Raw genomic sequence first — 16,815 nt, forward strand, 5'->3', positions numbered from 1 at the left:
CTGCGACACCGCTTCCCCCACGTCTGGGCCAAAGTCCAAGCCGGCACCGCAACCCCCTGGCGCGCCTGCAAAATCGCCACCGCCTGCCTCGACCTATCCCACGCCGCCGCCGCAACCATCGACAAGCGACTCGCACGGATCGTCGACACCGTCACCCCACACCGCCTCGACACCATCGTCAAAGCCGCCAAAGCCCACGCCGACCCCGACGCCGCCCGCGCCGAGGCCGAACAAAAGGCCCGCGAACGCGGCGTCTACGTCGGCCGCTCCGACGACCACGGCACCAAAACCATCTACATCCGCGCCGCCAGCGGCGACGTCATCCGCTTCGACGCCACCATCGCCAGCATCGCCGACGCGTTGAAGGTCCTCGGCGACACCACCAACCAGCGCACCCGCCGCGCCAAAGCCATCGGCATCATCGCCGACCCGGCCTACACCGAAGAACTCCTCCTCCAAGCCCGCAACGCCTCCTATCCATCGAATCCAACAGTCGACGACGAAGCCGACCGCGACGCGCCCCACCCCAGCCAGACCGACCTTCCGGATCCGGCGGTGGATGACGAGGCCGGCCGCGACACTCGCCACCCCAGCCAGGCGGGTCTTCCGGATCCGGCGGTGGATGACGAGGCCGATCGCGACGCTCCCCACCCCAGCCAGGCGGATCTTGCGGATCCGGCGGTGGATGACGAGGCCGATCGCGACGCGCCACACCCCAGCCAGACCGACCTTCCGGATCCGCTCGACGCGCCACCCGGCGAACCGGTCGAGACCGTCTGGCCCGACCCGTACGTCGATCCCGAGGCCGGCGACGCGCTCACCCCGGACGCCCAGCGCGCATTGGATGCACGGCTGGCGCAGATCAAGCACGACGCCCACACCAACCCACGCGACGCCCAGACCACCCCGCACGATGCCCACGCCAGTAAGTCGAGGGGTCGGCTGCGCCCGGGCAAGACCGAGATCTACGTGCATCTCACCGACCACACACTGGCCACCGGCAACGGCGTCCTGCGCGCCGAGACCCTCGGCCCCCTACTCGCCGACCAACTGACCGAGCTCGTCGGCCACGGTCCCTACACCGTCAAGCCCGTCATCGACCTCAACGACGCCATCAGCGTCGACGCCTACGAGATCCCTGACCGCATCCGCGAACGCATCAAGCTCGCCCATCCCGTGGAGCTCTTCCCCTACGGCAACCGCGAAACCAGTCCCACCATCGACCTGGACCACATCCAGCCCTACGACCCCCTCGGCCCACCAGGCCAAACCAACACAGCAAATCTCGCACCCCTGGGCCGCTTCAGCCACCGGGTGAAGACACACGGCCGCGGCTGGAACGTCCGCCGCGTCGACCGCAAGACCGTGGAATGGACCACACCCCACGGCTTCACCTTCCACGTCACGCCCACCGGCACCACCAGAACAAACCACCACCCCCAACACCCCGACAGCCCACCCTGATCCAACCGCCGACCAGGCCAGGCAACGAAGCACATGCTCCCCTTAGCCTGGGGAGCAGGCGGCTTAGGGAGGGACGCGATGGCTGGGGTCTGGAGTCTGGGCGGCGAGGGACGCTGGCGCCCTCTGACCGCAACCGGATTCGTGAGTGAAGCGGACCTTCATGGCCTCATCGGGGAAACACCGGCAATGCTGCCCCTGGCTGGTACGCCGAGGCTCGCGATCGTGGGAAAGGAAGTCAACTGCGGTCGGGAACGCGCTGACCTGCTCGCGGTTGAGGTGGAGACGGGGCGACCGGTTGTCATCGAGATCAAGCTGGCGTCGAACACCGACCGCCGGCGGTCACTGACACAGGTGCTCGGCTACGCCGCATACCTGCGCCGGCTCGATGCGAGAGGGCTGAACACGGTCTTGCGAACCTAACCTCGACGAACACGGCTACGGTTCGATCGCCAATGCAGCCAAGTCGGCGGCTGAGGCCGATCCGAGCTTTGACGAGGACACGTTCGAGGCTCAATTCGAGGATGCTCGCAGAGGGCCGGCTACGGGCCGTAATTGTGCTAGACGAAGCGCCGGCGGATCTGGTCGATCTCGTTGGCTACTTGCAGGACGTAACCAGCGATCGGTTGGCTCTCGACCTGGTTGTCGTGACCGCGTACGAGGTGGCCGGTCATCGCATTCTCGTTCCACAGTTGATCGAGCCGGACCGCTCACAACTGACCGCTGAGCTGGCCGGTACGAGCAAGCCCACGACTGCCAGCGAGATCGTCCGCGGCTCGGATGCATTCGCGGCGACAATCGAACCAGTGCCTACCGATCAGCAGGCAACTTTGCGCCGACTCTTGGAGTGGGCCCGTGAGCTGGAACGTGACGGTCTTGCGTCGCTCTACACGTCGATCGGCAAAGGTCGATGGGTGCTCAATCCGCGACTGCCAGGGCAGTCTCGTGGCATGGTCTCGATCTGGAACGACAAGGGTCCCTACCTCTCGCCGTACCGCAGCGTTTTCGACCAGGAAGCGCCGACTACGCTGGCCAAACTCGACGCTGCCGCACCGAACGAGATCGGCAGAGGTAACTACATCAAGGCCGAGTACGACGAGAGCCTGCTCACGCTACTGCGCGACGCCTACCTCGAGGCCAAAGACCGTCGAGCGTGACATCCCGGGCTCGGGTTGCAGCCGGTGCGGCGCCTAGGAGCGTTGGCTCTTGATGTATTGGGTGGCTAGGCCGATTGCGCCGCCGAGGGCTGCGGTGAAGAGGATGAAGGGGATGAACGTCAGGCCGAGTGCTTCGAGGCAGACGTCCGAACCCCGCACGATGCAGTTCGGTGCTGGTGTGGCTACCGAGTTGAAGACGAACAGGCCGATCACTCCCCCAACGATCGAGAGAATGCCTGATGTGGCCAGGTAGCCCTGGAGTGCTGCTCCCATTGGTCCCCCCTCGTGTCATCACCCGGCGTTGGTTTCGCCGGTAGGCGTGATGACAGCCCCGCTTGGTTCATCGGGTGGCGCGTAGGGTTGTTACAGAGGGTTGTGGGATCTGGGGTGTCCCCGTCGGCGGGGGTTGTTCGTCGTACTGGTGAGAGAGCACTCGCCTGGAGGTTCTGATGCGGTACGCGTTGATGATCTACACCGAGGCTGGGTACGACGAGGGGCTGTCGGAGGTGGAGCGGGCGGCGATGCTTGGGGAGTACGCGGCGTTGTTCGACGACGAGCGGTGTGTTGGGGCGGCGCGGCTGCAGCCGGCGGAGACGGCGACCAGTGTGCGCGTGGATGGTGGGCGGACGCTGATGACTGACGGGCCGTTCGCGGACACCAAGGAGGTGCTCGGCGGGTTCTGTCTGCTCGAGGCGGACAACCTGGACGAGGCGATCGAGCTGGCCGCGCGCATCCCCGCCGTACGGTTCGGCGGCACTGTGGAGGTCAGGCCGGTGGTGCAGCGCTGACCACGCTCGAGCAAGTCTTCCGCGACGAGTGGGGCCGGGTGCTGGCCTCGCTGGTCGGGTTCCTGGGCGACTTCGATCGGGCCGAGGAGGCCGCGCAGGAGGCGTTCGCGCTCGCCGCGCAGCGCTGGCCCGAAGCGGGTACGCCGTCCAACCCGGGCGCGTGGTTGACGACGACGGCCCGCAACCGGGCGATCGACCGGATCCGGCGGGAGCGCACTCTGGCCGAGAAGATCCATTTGCTACCGGCAACCGAGGCCGTCATGGACGAGTTCGACGAGACCGTGATCAAGGACGAACGGCTCGAGCTGATCTTCACCTGCTGTCACCCGGCGCTGGCGCTGGACGGGCAGGTGGCGCTCACGCTGCGAGCGCTCGGCGGCCTGCAGACCGCGGACATCGCCCGCGCGTTCCTGGTTTCCGAGGAGACCATGAAGCGCCGGCTGACCCGCGCCAAGACCAAGATCAAGGCGACCGGGATCCCGTTCGCCGTCCCCGATGCGCACCGGCTGCCGGAGCGTCTCGACGCGGTGCTGGCCGTCATCTACCTGATCTACAACGAGGGCTACAGCGGCCGGATCGACCTCGGCGCCGAAGCGATCAGCCTGGGACGAGTGCTCGCCGAGCTGATGCCGGACGAGCCGGACGTCCACGGGCTGCTTGCGCTGATGATGATCCACCACGCCCGCCGGCAGGCCCGCTTCTCCAACGACGGTGAGGACCTCGTCCTGCTCGAGGATCAGGACCGATCGCTGTGGGACCTGGACCAGATCTCGGCCGGACGTGCAGTGCTTGACCGGGCGATCGGACTGGGCGGGCGCGGCGCGTACGTCGTCCAGGCTGCCATCGCGTCGCTGCAGACGCGCGAGCAGATCGACTGGCCGCAGGTCGCCGAGTTGTACCGGCGACTGGCCGAACTGACCGGCTCATTGGTGGTCGAGCTCAACCGCGCTGTCGCAGTCGCTCAGGCCGGTGACCCCGCCAAGGCGTTGCAGGCCGTCGACCGCCTTGACCTGGACGGCTACCTCTACTTCCACTCGACTCGTGGCGAACTGCTTCGGCGACTCGGCCGTGATGCTGAGGCACGGGCGGCGTACCTCCGAGCGCTCGAACTGGCCGCCACGACCCCCGAGCGGCGCTTCCTGACCGGGCGGCTCGAACAACTCTGACGACGGCTGTCCCCAAGGCGAGTGCTCGTTCGTCTCCTGGATGTGAGCGAAACATCCTTGGAGGAAACATGACCGTCGCAGTCGCGATACCCGGCTACCTGGTCGGCACGTGGAAGGCCGACCCGGCGCATTCCGAGATCGGCTTCAGTGTCCGCCACCTGATGATCAGCAGAGTACGAGGCCGGTTCACGTGGTACGACGTCACGATCGTGACGTCACCGGATCCGCTGGAGTCCTCGGTCACCGCGTCGATCGACCTCGCGTCCATTGACACCGGCAACGAACCGCGCGACAACCACCTTCGCTCCGCCGACTACCTCGAGGCCGAGAAGTACCCGACGATGAGCTACCGCTCTTCCGGCGTACGTCGTACCGCCGAAGGCTGGGTCGTGGACGGCGAACTGACGTTGCACGGCGTCACGCGGTCGGTGCCGTTGGACGTGGAGGTGGGCGGGTTCAGCCCGGATCCGTTCGGCGGGCAGCGGGTCGGGTTCACCGCGACCGCCCAGTTCAGCCGGCGTGATTTCGGCATCGACCTCACCGTCCCGCTGGACGGCGGCGGCGTCGCGGTCGGCGACCAGGTGTCGATCAGCCTCGAGATCCAGGCCGTCCTGCAGAAATAGGGAGAACTCACATGTCAACAGCCGAAGCAGCACGCAACAAGGCCACGTTCAACCGCCTCCACGCTGCGACGAACTCCCGCGACCCGGAGATCATCGCAAAGGTCATCGACGAGGTCGTCGACCCCGACGTACAGATGAGCACACCGCTCCCGATCGCGGCGACCGGAGCGGAGGCTCTCAAACAGGTCTGGGTGATGCTCCTGAAGGTCTTCCCCGACGTGCACGTCACAGTCGAGGACCTGATCGCGGAGGACGACCGAGTCGTCATCCGCAACACGGTCACCGGCACCCACCGCGGCGAATTCATGGGCGTCCCACCGACCGGCAAACTCATCACCTACGACGAGATGTTCGTCTTCCGCTTCGCCGACAACCGCATCACCGAAGCCAACGGCATAGTCAACGTCGCCTCCCAGATGCGCCAACTCGGTCTCCTCCCCGAACCCCCGTCCTGACTCAGCGGCTGGTCGAGCGGGCGGACCAGCGGTCCTCGATCCGGCCGTAGCGCCAGACGAGCAGCGCGACTGCCCAGGTCACGACGAACGCGCCGGTGATGACGAACCCGACATGGTTCAGGTCGAACCGGCTGATGGCCGCGAGCGGCCCGGACGCGATGTCGAGCTGATCGGTCACGATGGACAGGAGCTCGGCGGTGCCGATCACGAGGGCGACGGCCACGGACAGGGCCGTGACGACGAGATTGTAGAACGCCCTGCGCACCGGTTTCACGACCGCCCAGCGGTACGCCACGCTCATGAAACAACCGTCGATCGTGTCCAGCAGACTCATTCCGGCCGCGAACAGGATCGGCAACACGAGTACGGCGTACCACGGCAGCGCGAACGCCGCGGCTCCACCCGCGAGGACCAGCAGCGACACCTCGGTGGCGGTGTCGAAACCGAGGCCGAACAGCAGTCCGACCGGGTACATGTGGCGCGGCTTGCGCACGGCCTTGGTCACTGGACGCAGCAGCCGATTGAGCAGACCACGGCGGTCGAGTTGCGCTTCGAGCTCTGCCTCGTCATCGTGGCCCTGCTGCATCCGGCGGACGACTGCTGCGATGCGTACAAGTACGGCGAGGTTGACCAGGCCGATCGCGACCAGGAACACGCCGGACACCGTCGTACCGATCAGCGCCGTGGCCGACTGAAGCGTGGAGGAGTCGTCTTCGACCTGGCCGACCAGGGACCGCACACCGAGGGCGAGCAGCAGGCACAGCCCGAAGACGACGCTGGAGTGGCCGAGCGAGAACCAGAACCCGACAGACACCGGCCGCTGCCCGGCCGCGCTCAGTTTGCGGGTCGTGTTGTCGATCGCCGCGATGTGGTCCGCGTCGAACGCATGCCGCATGCCGAGCGTGTACGCCGTCAGCCCCAGACCGAGCCCAAATCCGCCGGACGCGCCGAGGCTGTAGTGCCTCGGCGCGACCAACCCGACGAGCACACCCCATCCGATGACGTGGAGCAGCAGGATGAAGCCTGCCATGGCCACGATCGCCGGGCGGACGTTGGTGGCCAGCACGGGGCCGGACTGGTGCGACATGGTGGCTGCCTTTCCCTGAGGTGGGGAATTCGGCGCAACCACAGTGGTGGATGGGTACGCCGCCCTCGCACCTCGGGCAGGAGTTGAGCCTCAGTCGCTGGACCGGCCGGTCTTCCAGATGACTCGGCTGCGCATCATGCGTGGGGTGTGGTTCGCGTTCGGGGCGATCGAGTGGAGGACCCAGGGGTGGGTGATGTAGACATCGCCCGCTGAGCCGGTGAGTTCGACCACGCGGACCGGGATACCGTCCAGGTCGGCTTCCGTCATCAGGCGGGCCGAACGGTCGGCGTCCGCGTCGCTCTCAGCGGTGGTGAGGCGGCGGAGCCAAGGGTGGGATCGCAGCACCTGGTCCCGGATGGTGGTGAAGTCGCGTTCGGCGGTCGTGGTCAGGTGGCGAGCGATCACCCGATGGGATCCGGCGACCTGAGGTGTGCCGCCACCTCCGGCTTCGGTGTCGCTCAGCAGGGCCCAGATCTTGACCGCCACCAAGTCGTCAGCCGGGAGATCGAATCCGAGATCGGTATGCCACTGCCGATGCGGGACCGACCAACTCTCTCCCGTCGGCATCGTCACCAGCACCTGCCCTTGGTGGGGAGGTTCGACCCAGCCACCCGATCCGAGCAGCTCATCAAGCGCGGACCTCAGCGGCGGCCCGAGGATCGCGTTCGCCGCCGGGTGCCGCTTGGTGTTCTTCAGCCCCGTCGGCCGCAGCGTCGTCCAGGTCGAACGATCGTCCCGCTCCATCCCGTGCCGCCCCGCCAACTCCCCCCACAACACCTCACACATCCGCGCAGCGTCGCCGGCACCGAACGCCGCCGGAATCTTCAGGATCCCATCGCGCTCGAACTCTCTGACCTGTTCAGCACTGAGCATCCGTCCATGGTGGTCCGGACGCCCGGGAGTCGCGACCGAGTTTCTCGGCCCTTGGCAGCTCTCGTCGTGCACGGATGGTGTGGGACTGAGAACTGAGGGCGATCGTCAGTGTCAGACCGTGACAGTCGAGGTACTCCGCCAAGGGTGAAGCGCGGCCGCTCGAGTGGGCCTAGTGTCGACGGTCTTCGACATGCACGGGTGTCGGACGACCTGGGAGGGGTCGAGACAAATGACCTACAGCAACATCGACGAGGGCCTGGGCGACTCGAAGTGGGCCGTGGGCGGCGTCGCGTTCGCAGGCGCCATTCTGATCTTGATCGGTGCGTTCTCGACGATCGTCGGGCTCGCCGCGATCATCAACGACGACCACTTCGTCGTCACCACGCATTACACGTTCAACCTCGACACGACCGCTTGGGGGTGGATCCATCTCGTCCTGGGCATCGCCATCGTCGTGACCGGCTTCTGCCTGTTCACCTTCGCGACCTGGGCACGAGTGGTTGGCATCGTCCTGGCTGTGGTGAGCGCGATCAACTTCTTCCTGTTCATCCCCAAGGCGCCGGTCTGGTCAGTGCTCCTGGTCGCACTCAGCGCGTGGGTCATCTGGGCCCTGATGCAGTCACGACCAAGCAACACCTGATCCCGGGACTTCTACGGGCCGGCGAGTTTGGTGACCTCGGGGGTGGGGTTGGAGTGGAAGGCGCAGGCTCGGGGGTAGCCGGCTAGGCAGCCTCGGGTGGTCATGAGGGCTGTGTAGTAGTCGATGTAGCGGAAGCCGTAGGTCTCGCCGCGGGCGAAGGCCTGATGGCGGATGGCGGAAACCCAGCGGTAGAAGGCTTCGTCGGGGATGGGAACGTACATGGTCGGCTGGAAGCCTTCCATGTCTTCCCAGTTCTCGGCGTGCAGGAACGTCCGGACCGAATGGCGGGGGTGGTCGTCCAGCGTCCCCAAGCCTTCGGTGGGGAGGCCGGCCAGGAAGCGGGCGCGTTCGGACAGGCGGGCGGCATGTTCGTGGTCGCGGTGGATGCTGTGCTTCCAGTGGGTGATCAGGGTGTCGGGTTGTTTCTCGCGGATGATGGTGGCCAGTTCGAGGGCGACGTCGTCGGTGTCGGGGAGGAAGCCGTCGCTGTGGTCGAGGACGATGAAGTCGGCGCCGATCGCGGTGGCGAACGCCTCGCCTTCGGCGATCTTCTGCTTTTTGTACTCCGACGGCGTGAGACGGGGGTGGCCGCGCTCCCCCGGGGTCAGCGCGATGATGGTCGCGTTGGCGCCTTCCAGGACCAGTTTGGCCAGGGTCGGTCCGGCGGTCAGGTCCATGTCGCCGATGTGCGCTCCGATGGCGAGCACTGTTCTGGTCACAAGCAACTCCTCACTTCAGGCCACTCAGTACGACGCCACGCACGTAGTACTTCTGGAACAGCAGGAACACGACCAGCACGGGCAGCGTGCTGACAACCAGGCCGGCCATCACGATGGGCATCGTGCGATCGGGGTCGAGGAAGCTCTGCAGCAACTGGATGCCGACCGGCAGGGTCTGCAGGGACGGGTCGGACGACGAGATCAGCAGGGTCCAGATGTACTCGTTCCACATCCCGATGAAGGTGATCAGGCCGAGGGTGATCGCGACCGGCTTGGTCTGCGGGAGGACGATCATCCGCCAGATCTGCCACTGGTTGGCGCCGTCGATCTTGGCCGCCTCGAGCATCTCGTCCGGTAGCGACACCATGAACTGACGCATCAGGAAGATACCGAAACCGCTGACGGTGAACGGCAGGATCAGCGCGAGCAAGCTGGTGGTGAGACCGCCGTCGCCACCGCGGCCGAGGATGTCGTTGCCGCCGGCCAACGGCCAGTTGAGCATGATCAGGAACACCGGGATGAGCAGCAGGAACGGCGGCAGCATCATCGTGGCCAGGATGAACCGGAAGATCACCGCGCGGCCGCGGAAGCGCAGTTTCGCCAGCGCGTAGCCGGCCATCGACGACGTGACCAGCACACTGACAGTCACGCTGACGGTGACGATCACGCTGTTGCGGAACAGCCGGCCGAGTTCCAGCTGGGAGAAGGCGTCGCGGTAGTTGTCCAGGCTGAACGACTTGGGGAGGAACTGGTACGGGATCACGCCGTACTCCCCCGCACCCTTGAACGAGCTCATCACCATGTCGAGGAACGGCATCACCATCGCCACCCCGCCGATGATCACCACCAGATAGGAGAACCACGGGAAGCGTCGCTTCATGATGTCTCCTCCCCGCGCCGCCGGGCGATCCACAACTGCAGCAGCGTGATCACGAAGATGACCACGAACAGCACCATCGCCATCGCGCTCGCCGTCCCCCAGGCACCGAACTTGAACGCCTGTTGATACATCTCGAAGGCGGCAACGTTGGTCGCATTGACGGGTCCACCGTCACCGGTCATGACGATGATCAACGCGAACGACTGCAGTCCACCGATGAACTGGGTGATCAACACGAACAACAGGGACGGCCGCAGCAACGGCAGCGTGATCTGCCAGAACATCCGCCACGGCGTGGCCCCGTCGACCGCGGCGGCCTCGTAGTACATGTCCGGGATCGCCTTGAGACCGGCGGTCAGGATCAGTACGGCGCCGCCGATCGAGGCCCAGGCGTGGACGACGGTCACCGACGGCAGGGCGTACGACGCATCGGACAGAAACCCGATGCTGTTGACGCCGAGCTTGTTCAGTACACCGTTGATCAACCCGGCCGGCTGATACATCATCTTCCACACATTGCCGATCGCCACCACGGTCGCGACCACCGGCAGGAAGTACAGCACCCGCCAGAACCCCTGGAAGTGCAACTGCTCGATGCAGTGCGCCACCAGCACCGAGCCGACGGTCGCCAGCAGCACCGACCCGAACGCGAACAGCAGCGTGTTCACCAGGATCGGCTTGACGAACGCGCCGTCGAAGCTCAGCACCTCCGAGAAGTTCCGCACCCCGGCCCATTCGATCGTGCCGAGATCGAACCCACCCCAGTCGGAGAAGGCCAGCACGATCGCGAAGATGAACGGCAGGATCAGGAAGATGCAGAAGAACAGCAACGACGGTGCAAGGAACAGGTACGCCGCCCGCCCCTCGCGATGGACACTCTTCCGGGCAACTGAAGGCGCCGCCACGGCGCCGACCCGGACCGCCGTCGTCATTGCGGCTTGACTGCCTTCGCGGCCTGCGCCAGCGCCTCGTCCGGACTCTTGCCATTGGCAAGCACCGTCATGATCGAGTTGTGCAGTGCGGTCTTCGCCTCATAGGCGCCGGGCTGGTTCGGTTCCGGCATCGCGTACGACGCCGCGTCGTAGATCGGGACCAGGTTCGGGTCGTCCAGCGACTTCTTCAACGTCGCCAGGTCCGAGGTCCGCGGCGGAATCAGGCCCATGTCGGCCAGGTACTGCCCCATCCCGGTGACGCCGCTGTCAGCCTTGTGGTCGTTCAGCCAGGCAAGGAACTTCCAGGCCTCGTCCGCGTGCTTACTGCGCTGGTTCACGCCCATGAAGAAGCCGTAGGCGAGCGACCCCTTGCTCCCGGCCGTCGGGCCCGGGATCGGCGCCACGCCGACATCGGAGGAGTACTTGGCCGCCATCTGTGTCTTCAGGCTGCCGACCCACCAGCCGGCCTGGATCGCCATCGCCACTCCCCCGCTGCGGAACTGCTTCGTCGGCGAGACCGAGGTGTTGGTCGCCTTCGCCGCCGCGAGGTCGGCCTCCAGCTTCAGGGCCGCCTTACCCTCGGTGTTGTCGAACTGCGCGGTGCCGTCCGGACCAAGGAACTTGCCGCCGGTGGAGTCGAGCAGCGACAGGAACGGATGCACCGACTTGTTGTCGCCGTCCTGGATCAGGCTCAGACCCTCGACCTGGATGTTGCCCTTGGCATCGCGCTTCACGACCTTCTTGGCCACATCCTGCAGCTCGGCCCAGGTGGCCGGCGGCTTCGTCACACCGGCCGCTGCGAGGATCTTCTTGTTGTAGAAGAGCACGTAGGTGTTCAACTCGGTCGGGTAGCCGAGCAGCGTGTCTCCGGTCGTCACGGCACCGAGCGCGGCCGGGCTGTAGCTCGACTTGATGCTCTTGGCAACGTCGTCCGGAACCTTCGCCAATACGTTCGCCTTCTGCAGCTGACCGCCCCAGAGTCCGTACGCACTGACGATGTCCGCGCCGCGGCCGCCGGTCTGCCGGACGGTCAACGTGGTGAGCAGGTCGTCGAACTTCACCACTTCCGACTTCACCTGGATGTCGGGATTCTCCTGGTTCCACTGCGCGATCATCTTGTCCAGGCCGCTCTTGGCCGGGTCGGAACCGTAGTGACTCAGCAGCGTGAGCTCCACCTTGCCGCCGTCCCCGGAACCCTCGCCGCCTGAGCAGGCCGCGCCGGTTGCCAGTAACCCCAACACGAGGGCCAGCCGAACGCCTCTCCTGAGCATGTCAGTCCTTCCCGTCAGCCCGGACCAGTAGCGCCCGGAGGATCGTGAATTTGCGGGTGATGGTGAAGCCGGTCTTGAGATAGAGCTGCCCGGCCGCGGACTGCTCGCCGGTCCAGAGGAACCACGCACTGTGCGCGCCCAGCCCGGCCATCCGCTCGAGCGTCAGATGCAGGAGCACCTTGCCGAGCCCGGTGCCACGAGAAGCCGGCAGTACGCCGAACGGCCCGAACCGGTCGATCACGCCCTCGTACGTGCCGTGCATCGCCCAGCCGAGCACGCTGCCGTCGGGATCACGCGCCAGGACGATCCGTTCCAGCGGCAGCCCGGCGACGACAGCCTCACGGATTGCCCGCGCCCAGTCCGGGTTGAACTCCGAGCCCGCGAGCGCGATCAGCGAGGTCAGCTCGTCCCCGGTCGGCGTCCCGAAGCTGTAGCCGCCGGATGACAACCCGAGAATCTGCTCGCGAACCTCCGCCGGGATCTCGTATCCGACCAGACTCCGGTCCATCGCGACCGCGTCGTACTGCCGCTCGAAACCGAGCTCCGACAGCAACCGAAGCGCAGACGGATAGCGAGCGACGTCCAGGCCGGGCAGGAAGTAGTTCGGCGTGTACGACGAGAAGAAGGCAACGGACCGTCCCTGCGAGCGGAGCCACTCCAGTGCCTCGGTCAGCAATGAGCGGCCGAGTCCGCGACCACGATGGTCCGGATGCACGAAGAAGAACGGGATCCACCCGGCCGACGGCTCGAGGTCGTCACCGGCCGCCGCGACCAGCCGTCGTACGGCGTACGCCGCGCCGACCACCTGATCGTCGTGCACGGCAACCTTGAGACCGGCCGGGTCAAAGTTCCGGTCGAGCAGGAACAGGTCACGGAAGCGCTGATAGCCGATCGGATCCGCCGGAGCCGCCGCCGTCCAGGCCTCAGCAAGCGCCGGCCCGTCGCCGACCTCGAACGATCGGATCATCGCGCCGTCCCTTCGTAGAGCAGTACGCCGGGGCGCACCCAATCGAGCGTTGCCGCGGGCAACAGCGGGAGCGGGTCGTCACCAGCCTCGAGTGCCTTGCGCAACGAATCCGAGCCCCACAGCTTGTCGAGGGACGGCAGCAGGCGAAGGTCGTCCGGATACAGCTGCCTCAGCACGTGGAGCATCTCCAGCGCGGTCCGCACCGGCTCGTACGTCGTCCGGTCCACGACGTGCAACTGGACGCCGGGCACCGCCTGACCGGCGTCCTTACTGAAGACCGGTTCGAACCAGGTACGGCGGAAGACGACGCCAGGCAACTCGAAATCGCGCAGCGCCGGGACGAACCGTTCGTCGACGAACGGCGCCCCGATGGTCTCGAAGGGACGGGTGGTGCCGCGGCCTTCGCTGAGGTTGGTGCCTTCGAAGAGACCGGTGCCGGGGTAGACGAGCGCGGTGTCGAGTGTCGGCATGTTCGGCGACGGCGGCACCCACACGCCATCGGTTCCCCACGAGTCGCGCGTCCAGCCCTCCATCGCGATCACCTCGGCCGCGCCCAACTGGAGCGCGAGCTCACCGACGGTCAGGCCGTGTCTCACCGGGATCGGCGCGCGGCCGACGAAACTCTCGAAGCCGGGTTGCAGCAGCGGACCCTCGACCCGCAGACCGCCGAGCGGGTTCGGCCGGTCGAGGACGACGAAGCGCTTCCCGAGCCGCGCTGCCGCCTGGAGGCAGTCGTACATCGTCCAGATGTAGGTGTAGAAGCGCGTCCCGATGTCCTGGATGTCGAACAGGAGCACGTCCACATCGGCGACCAAGTCGTCCAGCCCTTGGCGGCCGTAGGTGTCGAACACCGGCAGCCCGGTGTCGGGATCGATCCCCTCGGCCTCGCTCGCACCGGCCTGAGCCGTGCCGCGCAGACCGTGCTCCGGGCCGAACAGAGCGGTCAACCGAAGGCCGGCCTCCAGCAGCGCGACCGAGGTCGGACGCAGATCCGGCAGTACGCCGGTGAAGTTCGTGATCAGTCCGAGGCGTCCGTCGTCCACCAGCCCCGGCTTGCCGGCCAGACGCTCCGCGCCGGTCCGGACTGCCATCGCCACCACCACCCAGTCGTGGATCATGCAGGAACTGGGTAGAAAACTTACCGAGCTATTCAGGTGAAGGTCAATAGATTACTGACAAACGTTTACCCGGACACTACCGCGCACACCGCGGCCGGCCGAGGTCAGGCTTGCAGGGACGCGAAGTACTCGGCGACGCGGGCCTTGATCTCGTCCTGGGTCATCTCGCGCGTCTTCAACTCCTCCAGCCAGCCGGCCATCACCTCGTTCGAGGTGCTGAACTCGAGCGCGATGTTGTCCGGGTCCCGGAAGTTCAGGTGGGACCCGAACTCCATGTCACGGATCGGCGTGTAGGTCACCCCGAACGCGTCGAACCGGCGCTCCCACTCGACCAGTTCGTCCCGGCTCGATGCCAGCAGGCCGATGTGGTCGAGCCCGGTGGTGAGCTCGGTGAACGGCGCCGCCGTCCCCGCCTCGTGCCGGGCCAGCGCCAGGATGAACCCGCTCGGCCGGTCGATCAACGTGCGCGCGGTCCCGAAGTCGAACAGCGGCATCAGCCCGAGCACCTCGGCGTAGAAGCGCTCACTGCGGTTGAGATCCGTGACCGACAGGCTCAGATGGTCGATCCCCCCAAAGTTCGGCATGTCCTCCCCTTCCCCTACCACGACGGTAAGGGATCAGCGGGAGGACAAGTAGGTGAGGACAGCCATCACGCGGCGGTTGTCGTCCTCCGAGGGCGGCAGGTCGAGCTTGGCGAAGATGTTGTTGGTGTGCTTGCTGACCGCCTTCTCGGTGACGAAGAGGGCGTTCGCGATCGCGGCGTTCGAGCGGCCCTCGGCCATCAGTCCAAGCACCTCGGCCTCACGCGGAGTGAGCCGGCCGATCGGCTCGTCCCGGGTGTTGCGGGCCAGGAGTTGGCCGATCACGTCCGGGTCCATCGCGGTCCCGCCGGCGGCAACCCGTCGTACCGAATCGAGGAAGTCGGCGACGTTCGAGACCCGGTCCTTCAGCAGGTAGCCGACCGCACCTTCGCCTCCGGTCAGCAACTCCCGCGCGTACAGCTGCTCGACGTACTGCGACAGCACCAGGATCGGCAGACCGGGGACCTGGCGGCGGGCCTCGATCGCGGCCTTCAGGCCCTCGTCGGTGAAGGTGGGTGGCAGCCGTACGTCGACGACGGCCACATCCGGCCGGTGCTCCACCAGGGCGGGCACCAGCCGGGGACCGTTGTCGACTGCCTCGACGACCTCGAAGTCGTGCGCCTCGAGCAGGCGGATCAGTCCGTCCCGGAGGAGGGCGTGGTCTTCAGCGATGAGGACTCGCAAGGCAGCTCCATGATCACGGTGGTCGGCCCGGCGCTCGGGCTGACCACGGTCAACGTACCGTCGAAGGCGGCCAGCCGCCGCTCGATACCGTACAGACCGCCACCGGGCCGGATCACCGCACCTCCGATGCCGTCGTCGCCGACCAGGATGTGCAGCTTCTCCTGCTCGTGGGTGATCTGGATCCAGGCGTTCGTCGCGGCCGAGTACTTCACCGCGTTCGCGAGCGCCTCGGCCACCGCGAAGTACGCCGCCGACTCGACCGGCGCGGCCGGTCGCCCGGGGATGTCGATGGTGACGTCGACCTTGAACGGGCAGGACAGTGCGAGCGCCTTCACCGCCCCCTCGAGACCGCGGTCGGCGAGCACCGGCGGGTGGATCCCGCGGACCAGGTCGCGCAGCTCGGACAGCGCCGTACTGGCCGACTCCCGGGCCTCGGTCAACAGGGCCGCCGCCTGGGCCGGGTCGCGGTTCACCATCTCCTCGGCCATGCCCAGGTTCATGCTCAGCGCGGCCAGTCGGGCCTGGGCGCCGTCGTGCAGGTCGCGCTCGATCCGGCGCAGCTCGGCCGCCTGGGTGTCGACGGTCTCGGCGCGGGACTCGGCCAGCTCGCGGACCCGCAGCGCCAGCTTGGCGCTCTCGGTCGGGCCGAGCAGCGAACGGGCCATGAACGCGTTCGCCTTCAGCAGCCGCTCACCGGCCGCCTGCCAGATCATGAACGCGATCAGCGCGACCGGGACCATCAGGAAGCTGGTCCAGAAGTTGACCGTGAACAGCCCGCCGAACGGCTCGGTGAACACGCCCTCCGGGGTGACGCCGACCAGCAGCGGGTAGACCAGGTAGAACAGCGTGGCCAGGAAGAGGACGGCGGACAGCAGGCACAGGGTGAACCCGATGGTGGCGTTCACGATCAGCCAGACGATGTCACGCCACGTGGCCGGGTCGGTCAGCGTGGTCCGCAGCCACTTCAGGATGCCGGGCATCGGCGGCTTCTTGTACGGGCGCGGGATCGGCTCGCCGGTGAAGCCGGCCAGCATGGTCCGGTGGCAGTTCGCGAACCAGCGGGTGGCCGGGACGAACACCAGCAGCATCGGGATGCCGACCCAGACCGCGATCAGCGGGACGGCCACCACGTTGAGCACGAAGAACGCGATGCCGAGCTCGGCCAGGACGGCCAGGAACAGCGCGATCCACGGCTGCGCGAGCCTGGGGTACCGCATCGGCGGTGCCTGGGTGGCGATGGTCATGAATCTCTCCCGTTTCGAGGGCCGAACAGCCCAGCACCTCCATCATGACCGAGCGTGAGTCCGGTCTCAGTGGTGTTAGGTCCACTGTCGCCGGGGAACTGTCTCCCCATCGAGTTCGGGTAATAGCACTCATGTCTTTGGCTGTTAGTGCGATGAGGCTTGATGACGT

General features: G+C 66.6%; 19 protein-coding genes and 1 pseudogene. 8 read left to right on the top strand and 12 right to left on the bottom strand.

Annotation, left to right across the window (positions count from 1 at the left end):
* From EV652_RS44270 to EV652_RS34700, 3 genes and pseudogenes are all read left to right on the top strand, one after another.
* A pseudogene (locus EV652_RS44270) lies at positions 1–1,464 on the top strand (hypothetical protein); the annotation flags it as partial.
* Positions 1,465–1,686: 222 nt separating this feature from the next.
* Complete coding sequence (locus EV652_RS34695; RefSeq protein WP_132213538.1) at positions 1,687–1,884, top strand: PDDEXK family nuclease; 198 nt, start codon at positions 1,687–1,689, stop codon at positions 1,882–1,884.
* Between the two features lie 134 nt (positions 1,885–2,018).
* Positions 2,019–2,618, top strand: a complete 600-nt coding sequence (locus EV652_RS34700) for a hypothetical protein (protein ID WP_132213539.1) — start codon at positions 2,019–2,021, stop codon at positions 2,616–2,618.
* A gap of 33 nt (positions 2,619–2,651) precedes the next feature.
* Here EV652_RS34700 and EV652_RS34705 read toward each other — a convergent pair whose 3' ends face one another.
* Positions 2,652–2,891 carry a hypothetical protein gene (locus EV652_RS34705; protein ID WP_132213540.1) on the bottom strand — a complete coding sequence of 80 codons (240 nt, stop codon included), beginning with the start codon at positions 2,889–2,891 and terminating at the stop codon, positions 2,652–2,654.
* A 176-nt stretch (positions 2,892–3,067) separates the two neighbouring features.
* On the opposite strand from EV652_RS34705, the gene EV652_RS34710 reads away from it, so the two are divergent.
* The 4 genes from EV652_RS34710 (at position 3,068) to EV652_RS34725 (ending at position 5,650) form a co-directional block, all read left to right on the top strand.
* Positions 3,068–3,406, top strand: a complete 339-nt coding sequence (locus EV652_RS34710) for a YciI family protein (protein WP_132213541.1) — start codon at positions 3,068–3,070, stop codon at positions 3,404–3,406.
* Between the two features lie 38 nt (positions 3,407–3,444).
* Entirely contained in the window at positions 3,445–4,572 is a 1,128-nt protein-coding gene (locus EV652_RS34715) for an RNA polymerase sigma factor (protein ID WP_132213542.1), read from the top strand.
* 68 nt (positions 4,573–4,640) lie between these two features.
* On the top strand, positions 4,641–5,195 hold the full coding sequence (locus EV652_RS34720) for a YceI family protein (RefSeq protein WP_132213543.1): 555 nt from the start codon (positions 4,641–4,643) through the stop codon (positions 5,193–5,195).
* Positions 5,196–5,206: 11 nt separating this feature from the next.
* Positions 5,207–5,650: an ester cyclase gene (locus EV652_RS34725; RefSeq protein WP_132213544.1), complete on the top strand. Its 444-nt coding sequence runs from the start codon at positions 5,207–5,209 to the stop codon at positions 5,648–5,650.
* A gap of 1 nt (position 5,651) precedes the next feature.
* On the opposite strand, the gene nicT is transcribed toward EV652_RS34725, so the two are convergent.
* Entirely contained in the window at positions 5,652–6,737 is a 1,086-nt protein-coding gene (gene nicT / locus EV652_RS34730; RefSeq protein WP_199238576.1) for a Nickel transporter NicT, read from the bottom strand.
* Between the two features lie 90 nt (positions 6,738–6,827).
* Positions 6,828–7,610, bottom strand: a complete 783-nt coding sequence (locus tag EV652_RS34735) for a phytanoyl-CoA dioxygenase family protein (RefSeq protein WP_132213545.1) — start codon at positions 7,608–7,610, stop codon at positions 6,828–6,830.
* Positions 7,611–7,839: 229 nt separating this feature from the next.
* Here EV652_RS34735 and EV652_RS34740 point away from each other — a divergent pair, with 229 nt between their 5' ends.
* Positions 7,840–8,250: a DUF7144 family membrane protein gene (locus EV652_RS34740; RefSeq protein ID WP_132213546.1), complete on the top strand. Its 411-nt coding sequence runs from the start codon at positions 7,840–7,842 to the stop codon at positions 8,248–8,250.
* 11 nt (positions 8,251–8,261) lie between these two features.
* Here the strand turns inward: EV652_RS34740 and EV652_RS34745 are convergent, their stop codons facing one another.
* From EV652_RS34745 to EV652_RS34785, 9 genes are all read right to left on the bottom strand, one after another.
* Positions 8,262–8,969 carry a PIG-L deacetylase family protein gene (locus tag EV652_RS34745; protein WP_132213547.1) on the bottom strand — a complete coding sequence of 236 codons (708 nt, stop codon included), beginning with the start codon at positions 8,967–8,969 and terminating at the stop codon, positions 8,262–8,264.
* 10 nt (positions 8,970–8,979) lie between these two features.
* The gene (locus EV652_RS34750) at positions 8,980–9,849 is read right to left on the bottom strand and encodes a carbohydrate ABC transporter permease (RefSeq protein ID WP_199238577.1); all 870 of its coding nucleotides are present in this window, start codon (positions 9,847–9,849) and stop codon (positions 8,980–8,982) included.
* Positions 9,846–10,781, bottom strand: coding sequence for a carbohydrate ABC transporter permease (locus tag EV652_RS34755; RefSeq protein WP_132213548.1), 936 nt, complete (start codon positions 10,779–10,781; stop codon positions 9,846–9,848). The genes EV652_RS34750 and EV652_RS34755 overlap by 4 nt, the downstream gene beginning before the upstream one ends.
* Positions 10,778–12,052, bottom strand: coding sequence for an extracellular solute-binding protein (locus EV652_RS34760; protein WP_132213549.1), 1,275 nt, complete (start codon positions 12,050–12,052; stop codon positions 10,778–10,780). The genes EV652_RS34755 and EV652_RS34760 overlap by 4 nt, the downstream gene beginning before the upstream one ends.
* 1 nt (position 12,053) lies before the next feature.
* A complete protein-coding gene (locus EV652_RS34765) occupies positions 12,054–13,019 on the bottom strand; it encodes a GNAT family N-acetyltransferase (protein WP_132213550.1) in 966 nt (321 codons plus the stop codon).
* Positions 13,016–14,137, bottom strand: a complete 1,122-nt coding sequence (locus tag EV652_RS34770; RefSeq protein WP_242002181.1) for an exo-beta-N-acetylmuramidase NamZ family protein — start codon at positions 14,135–14,137, stop codon at positions 13,016–13,018. Before EV652_RS34770 ends, EV652_RS34765 begins: the two co-directional genes overlap by 4 nt.
* Before the next feature lie 104 nt (positions 14,138–14,241).
* Entirely contained in the window at positions 14,242–14,721 is a 480-nt protein-coding gene (locus EV652_RS34775) for a VOC family protein (protein WP_132213551.1), read from the bottom strand.
* A 33-nt stretch (positions 14,722–14,754) separates the two neighbouring features.
* Positions 14,755–15,402: a response regulator gene (locus EV652_RS34780; RefSeq protein ID WP_132213552.1), complete on the bottom strand. Its 648-nt coding sequence runs from the start codon at positions 15,400–15,402 to the stop codon at positions 14,755–14,757.
* Positions 15,354–16,646: a sensor histidine kinase gene (locus EV652_RS34785; RefSeq protein WP_132213553.1), complete on the bottom strand. Its 1,293-nt coding sequence runs from the start codon at positions 16,644–16,646 to the stop codon at positions 15,354–15,356. Before EV652_RS34785 ends, EV652_RS34780 begins: the two co-directional genes overlap by 49 nt.
* Between the last annotated feature and the right edge of the window lie 169 nt (positions 16,647–16,815).

This window comes from Kribbella steppae, assembly GCF_004342025.1.
Classification (GTDB): Bacteria; Actinomycetota; Actinomycetes; order Propionibacteriales; family Kribbellaceae; genus Kribbella; species Kribbella steppae.

What these genes read in the sequence shown, in the direction of transcription:
- EV652_RS34705 (WP_132213540.1), bottom strand. Translation starts at nt 2,891, where the DNA reads ATGGGAGCAGCACTCCAGGGCTACCTGGCCACATCAGGCATTCTCTCG.
- EV652_RS34710 (WP_132213541.1), top strand. Translation starts at nt 3,068, where the DNA reads ATGCGGTACGCGTTGATGATCTACACCGAGGCTGGGTACGACGAGGGG.
- EV652_RS34720 (WP_132213543.1), top strand. Translation starts at nt 4,641, where the DNA reads ATGACCGTCGCAGTCGCGATACCCGGCTACCTGGTCGGCACGTGGAAG.
- EV652_RS34725 (WP_132213544.1), top strand. Translation starts at nt 5,207, where the DNA reads ATGTCAACAGCCGAAGCAGCACGCAACAAGGCCACGTTCAACCGCCTC.
- nicT (WP_199238576.1), bottom strand. Translation starts at nt 6,737, where the DNA reads ATGTCGCACCAGTCCGGCCCCGTGCTGGCCACCAACGTCCGCCCGGCG.
- EV652_RS34735 (WP_132213545.1), bottom strand. Translation starts at nt 7,610, where the DNA reads ATGCTCAGTGCTGAACAGGTCAGAGAGTTCGAGCGCGATGGGATCCTG.
- EV652_RS34740 (WP_132213546.1), top strand. Translation starts at nt 7,840, where the DNA reads ATGACCTACAGCAACATCGACGAGGGCCTGGGCGACTCGAAGTGGGCC.
- EV652_RS34750 (WP_199238577.1), bottom strand. Translation starts at nt 9,849, where the DNA reads ATGAAGCGACGCTTCCCGTGGTTCTCCTATCTGGTGGTGATCATCGGC.
- EV652_RS34755 (WP_132213548.1), bottom strand. Translation starts at nt 10,781, where the DNA reads ATGACGACGGCGGTCCGGGTCGGCGCCGTGGCGGCGCCTTCAGTTGCC.
- EV652_RS34760 (WP_132213549.1), bottom strand. Translation starts at nt 12,052, where the DNA reads ATGCTCAGGAGAGGCGTTCGGCTGGCCCTCGTGTTGGGGTTACTGGCA.
- EV652_RS34765 (WP_132213550.1), bottom strand. Translation starts at nt 13,019, where the DNA reads ATGATCCGATCGTTCGAGGTCGGCGACGGGCCGGCGCTTGCTGAGGCC.
- EV652_RS34770 (WP_242002181.1), bottom strand. Translation starts at nt 14,137, where the DNA reads ATGATCCACGACTGGGTGGTGGTGGCGATGGCAGTCCGGACCGGCGCG.
- EV652_RS34775 (WP_132213551.1), bottom strand. Translation starts at nt 14,721, where the DNA reads ATGCCGAACTTTGGGGGGATCGACCATCTGAGCCTGTCGGTCACGGAT.
- EV652_RS34785 (WP_132213553.1), bottom strand. Translation starts at nt 16,646, where the DNA reads ATGACCATCGCCACCCAGGCACCGCCGATGCGGTACCCCAGGCTCGCG.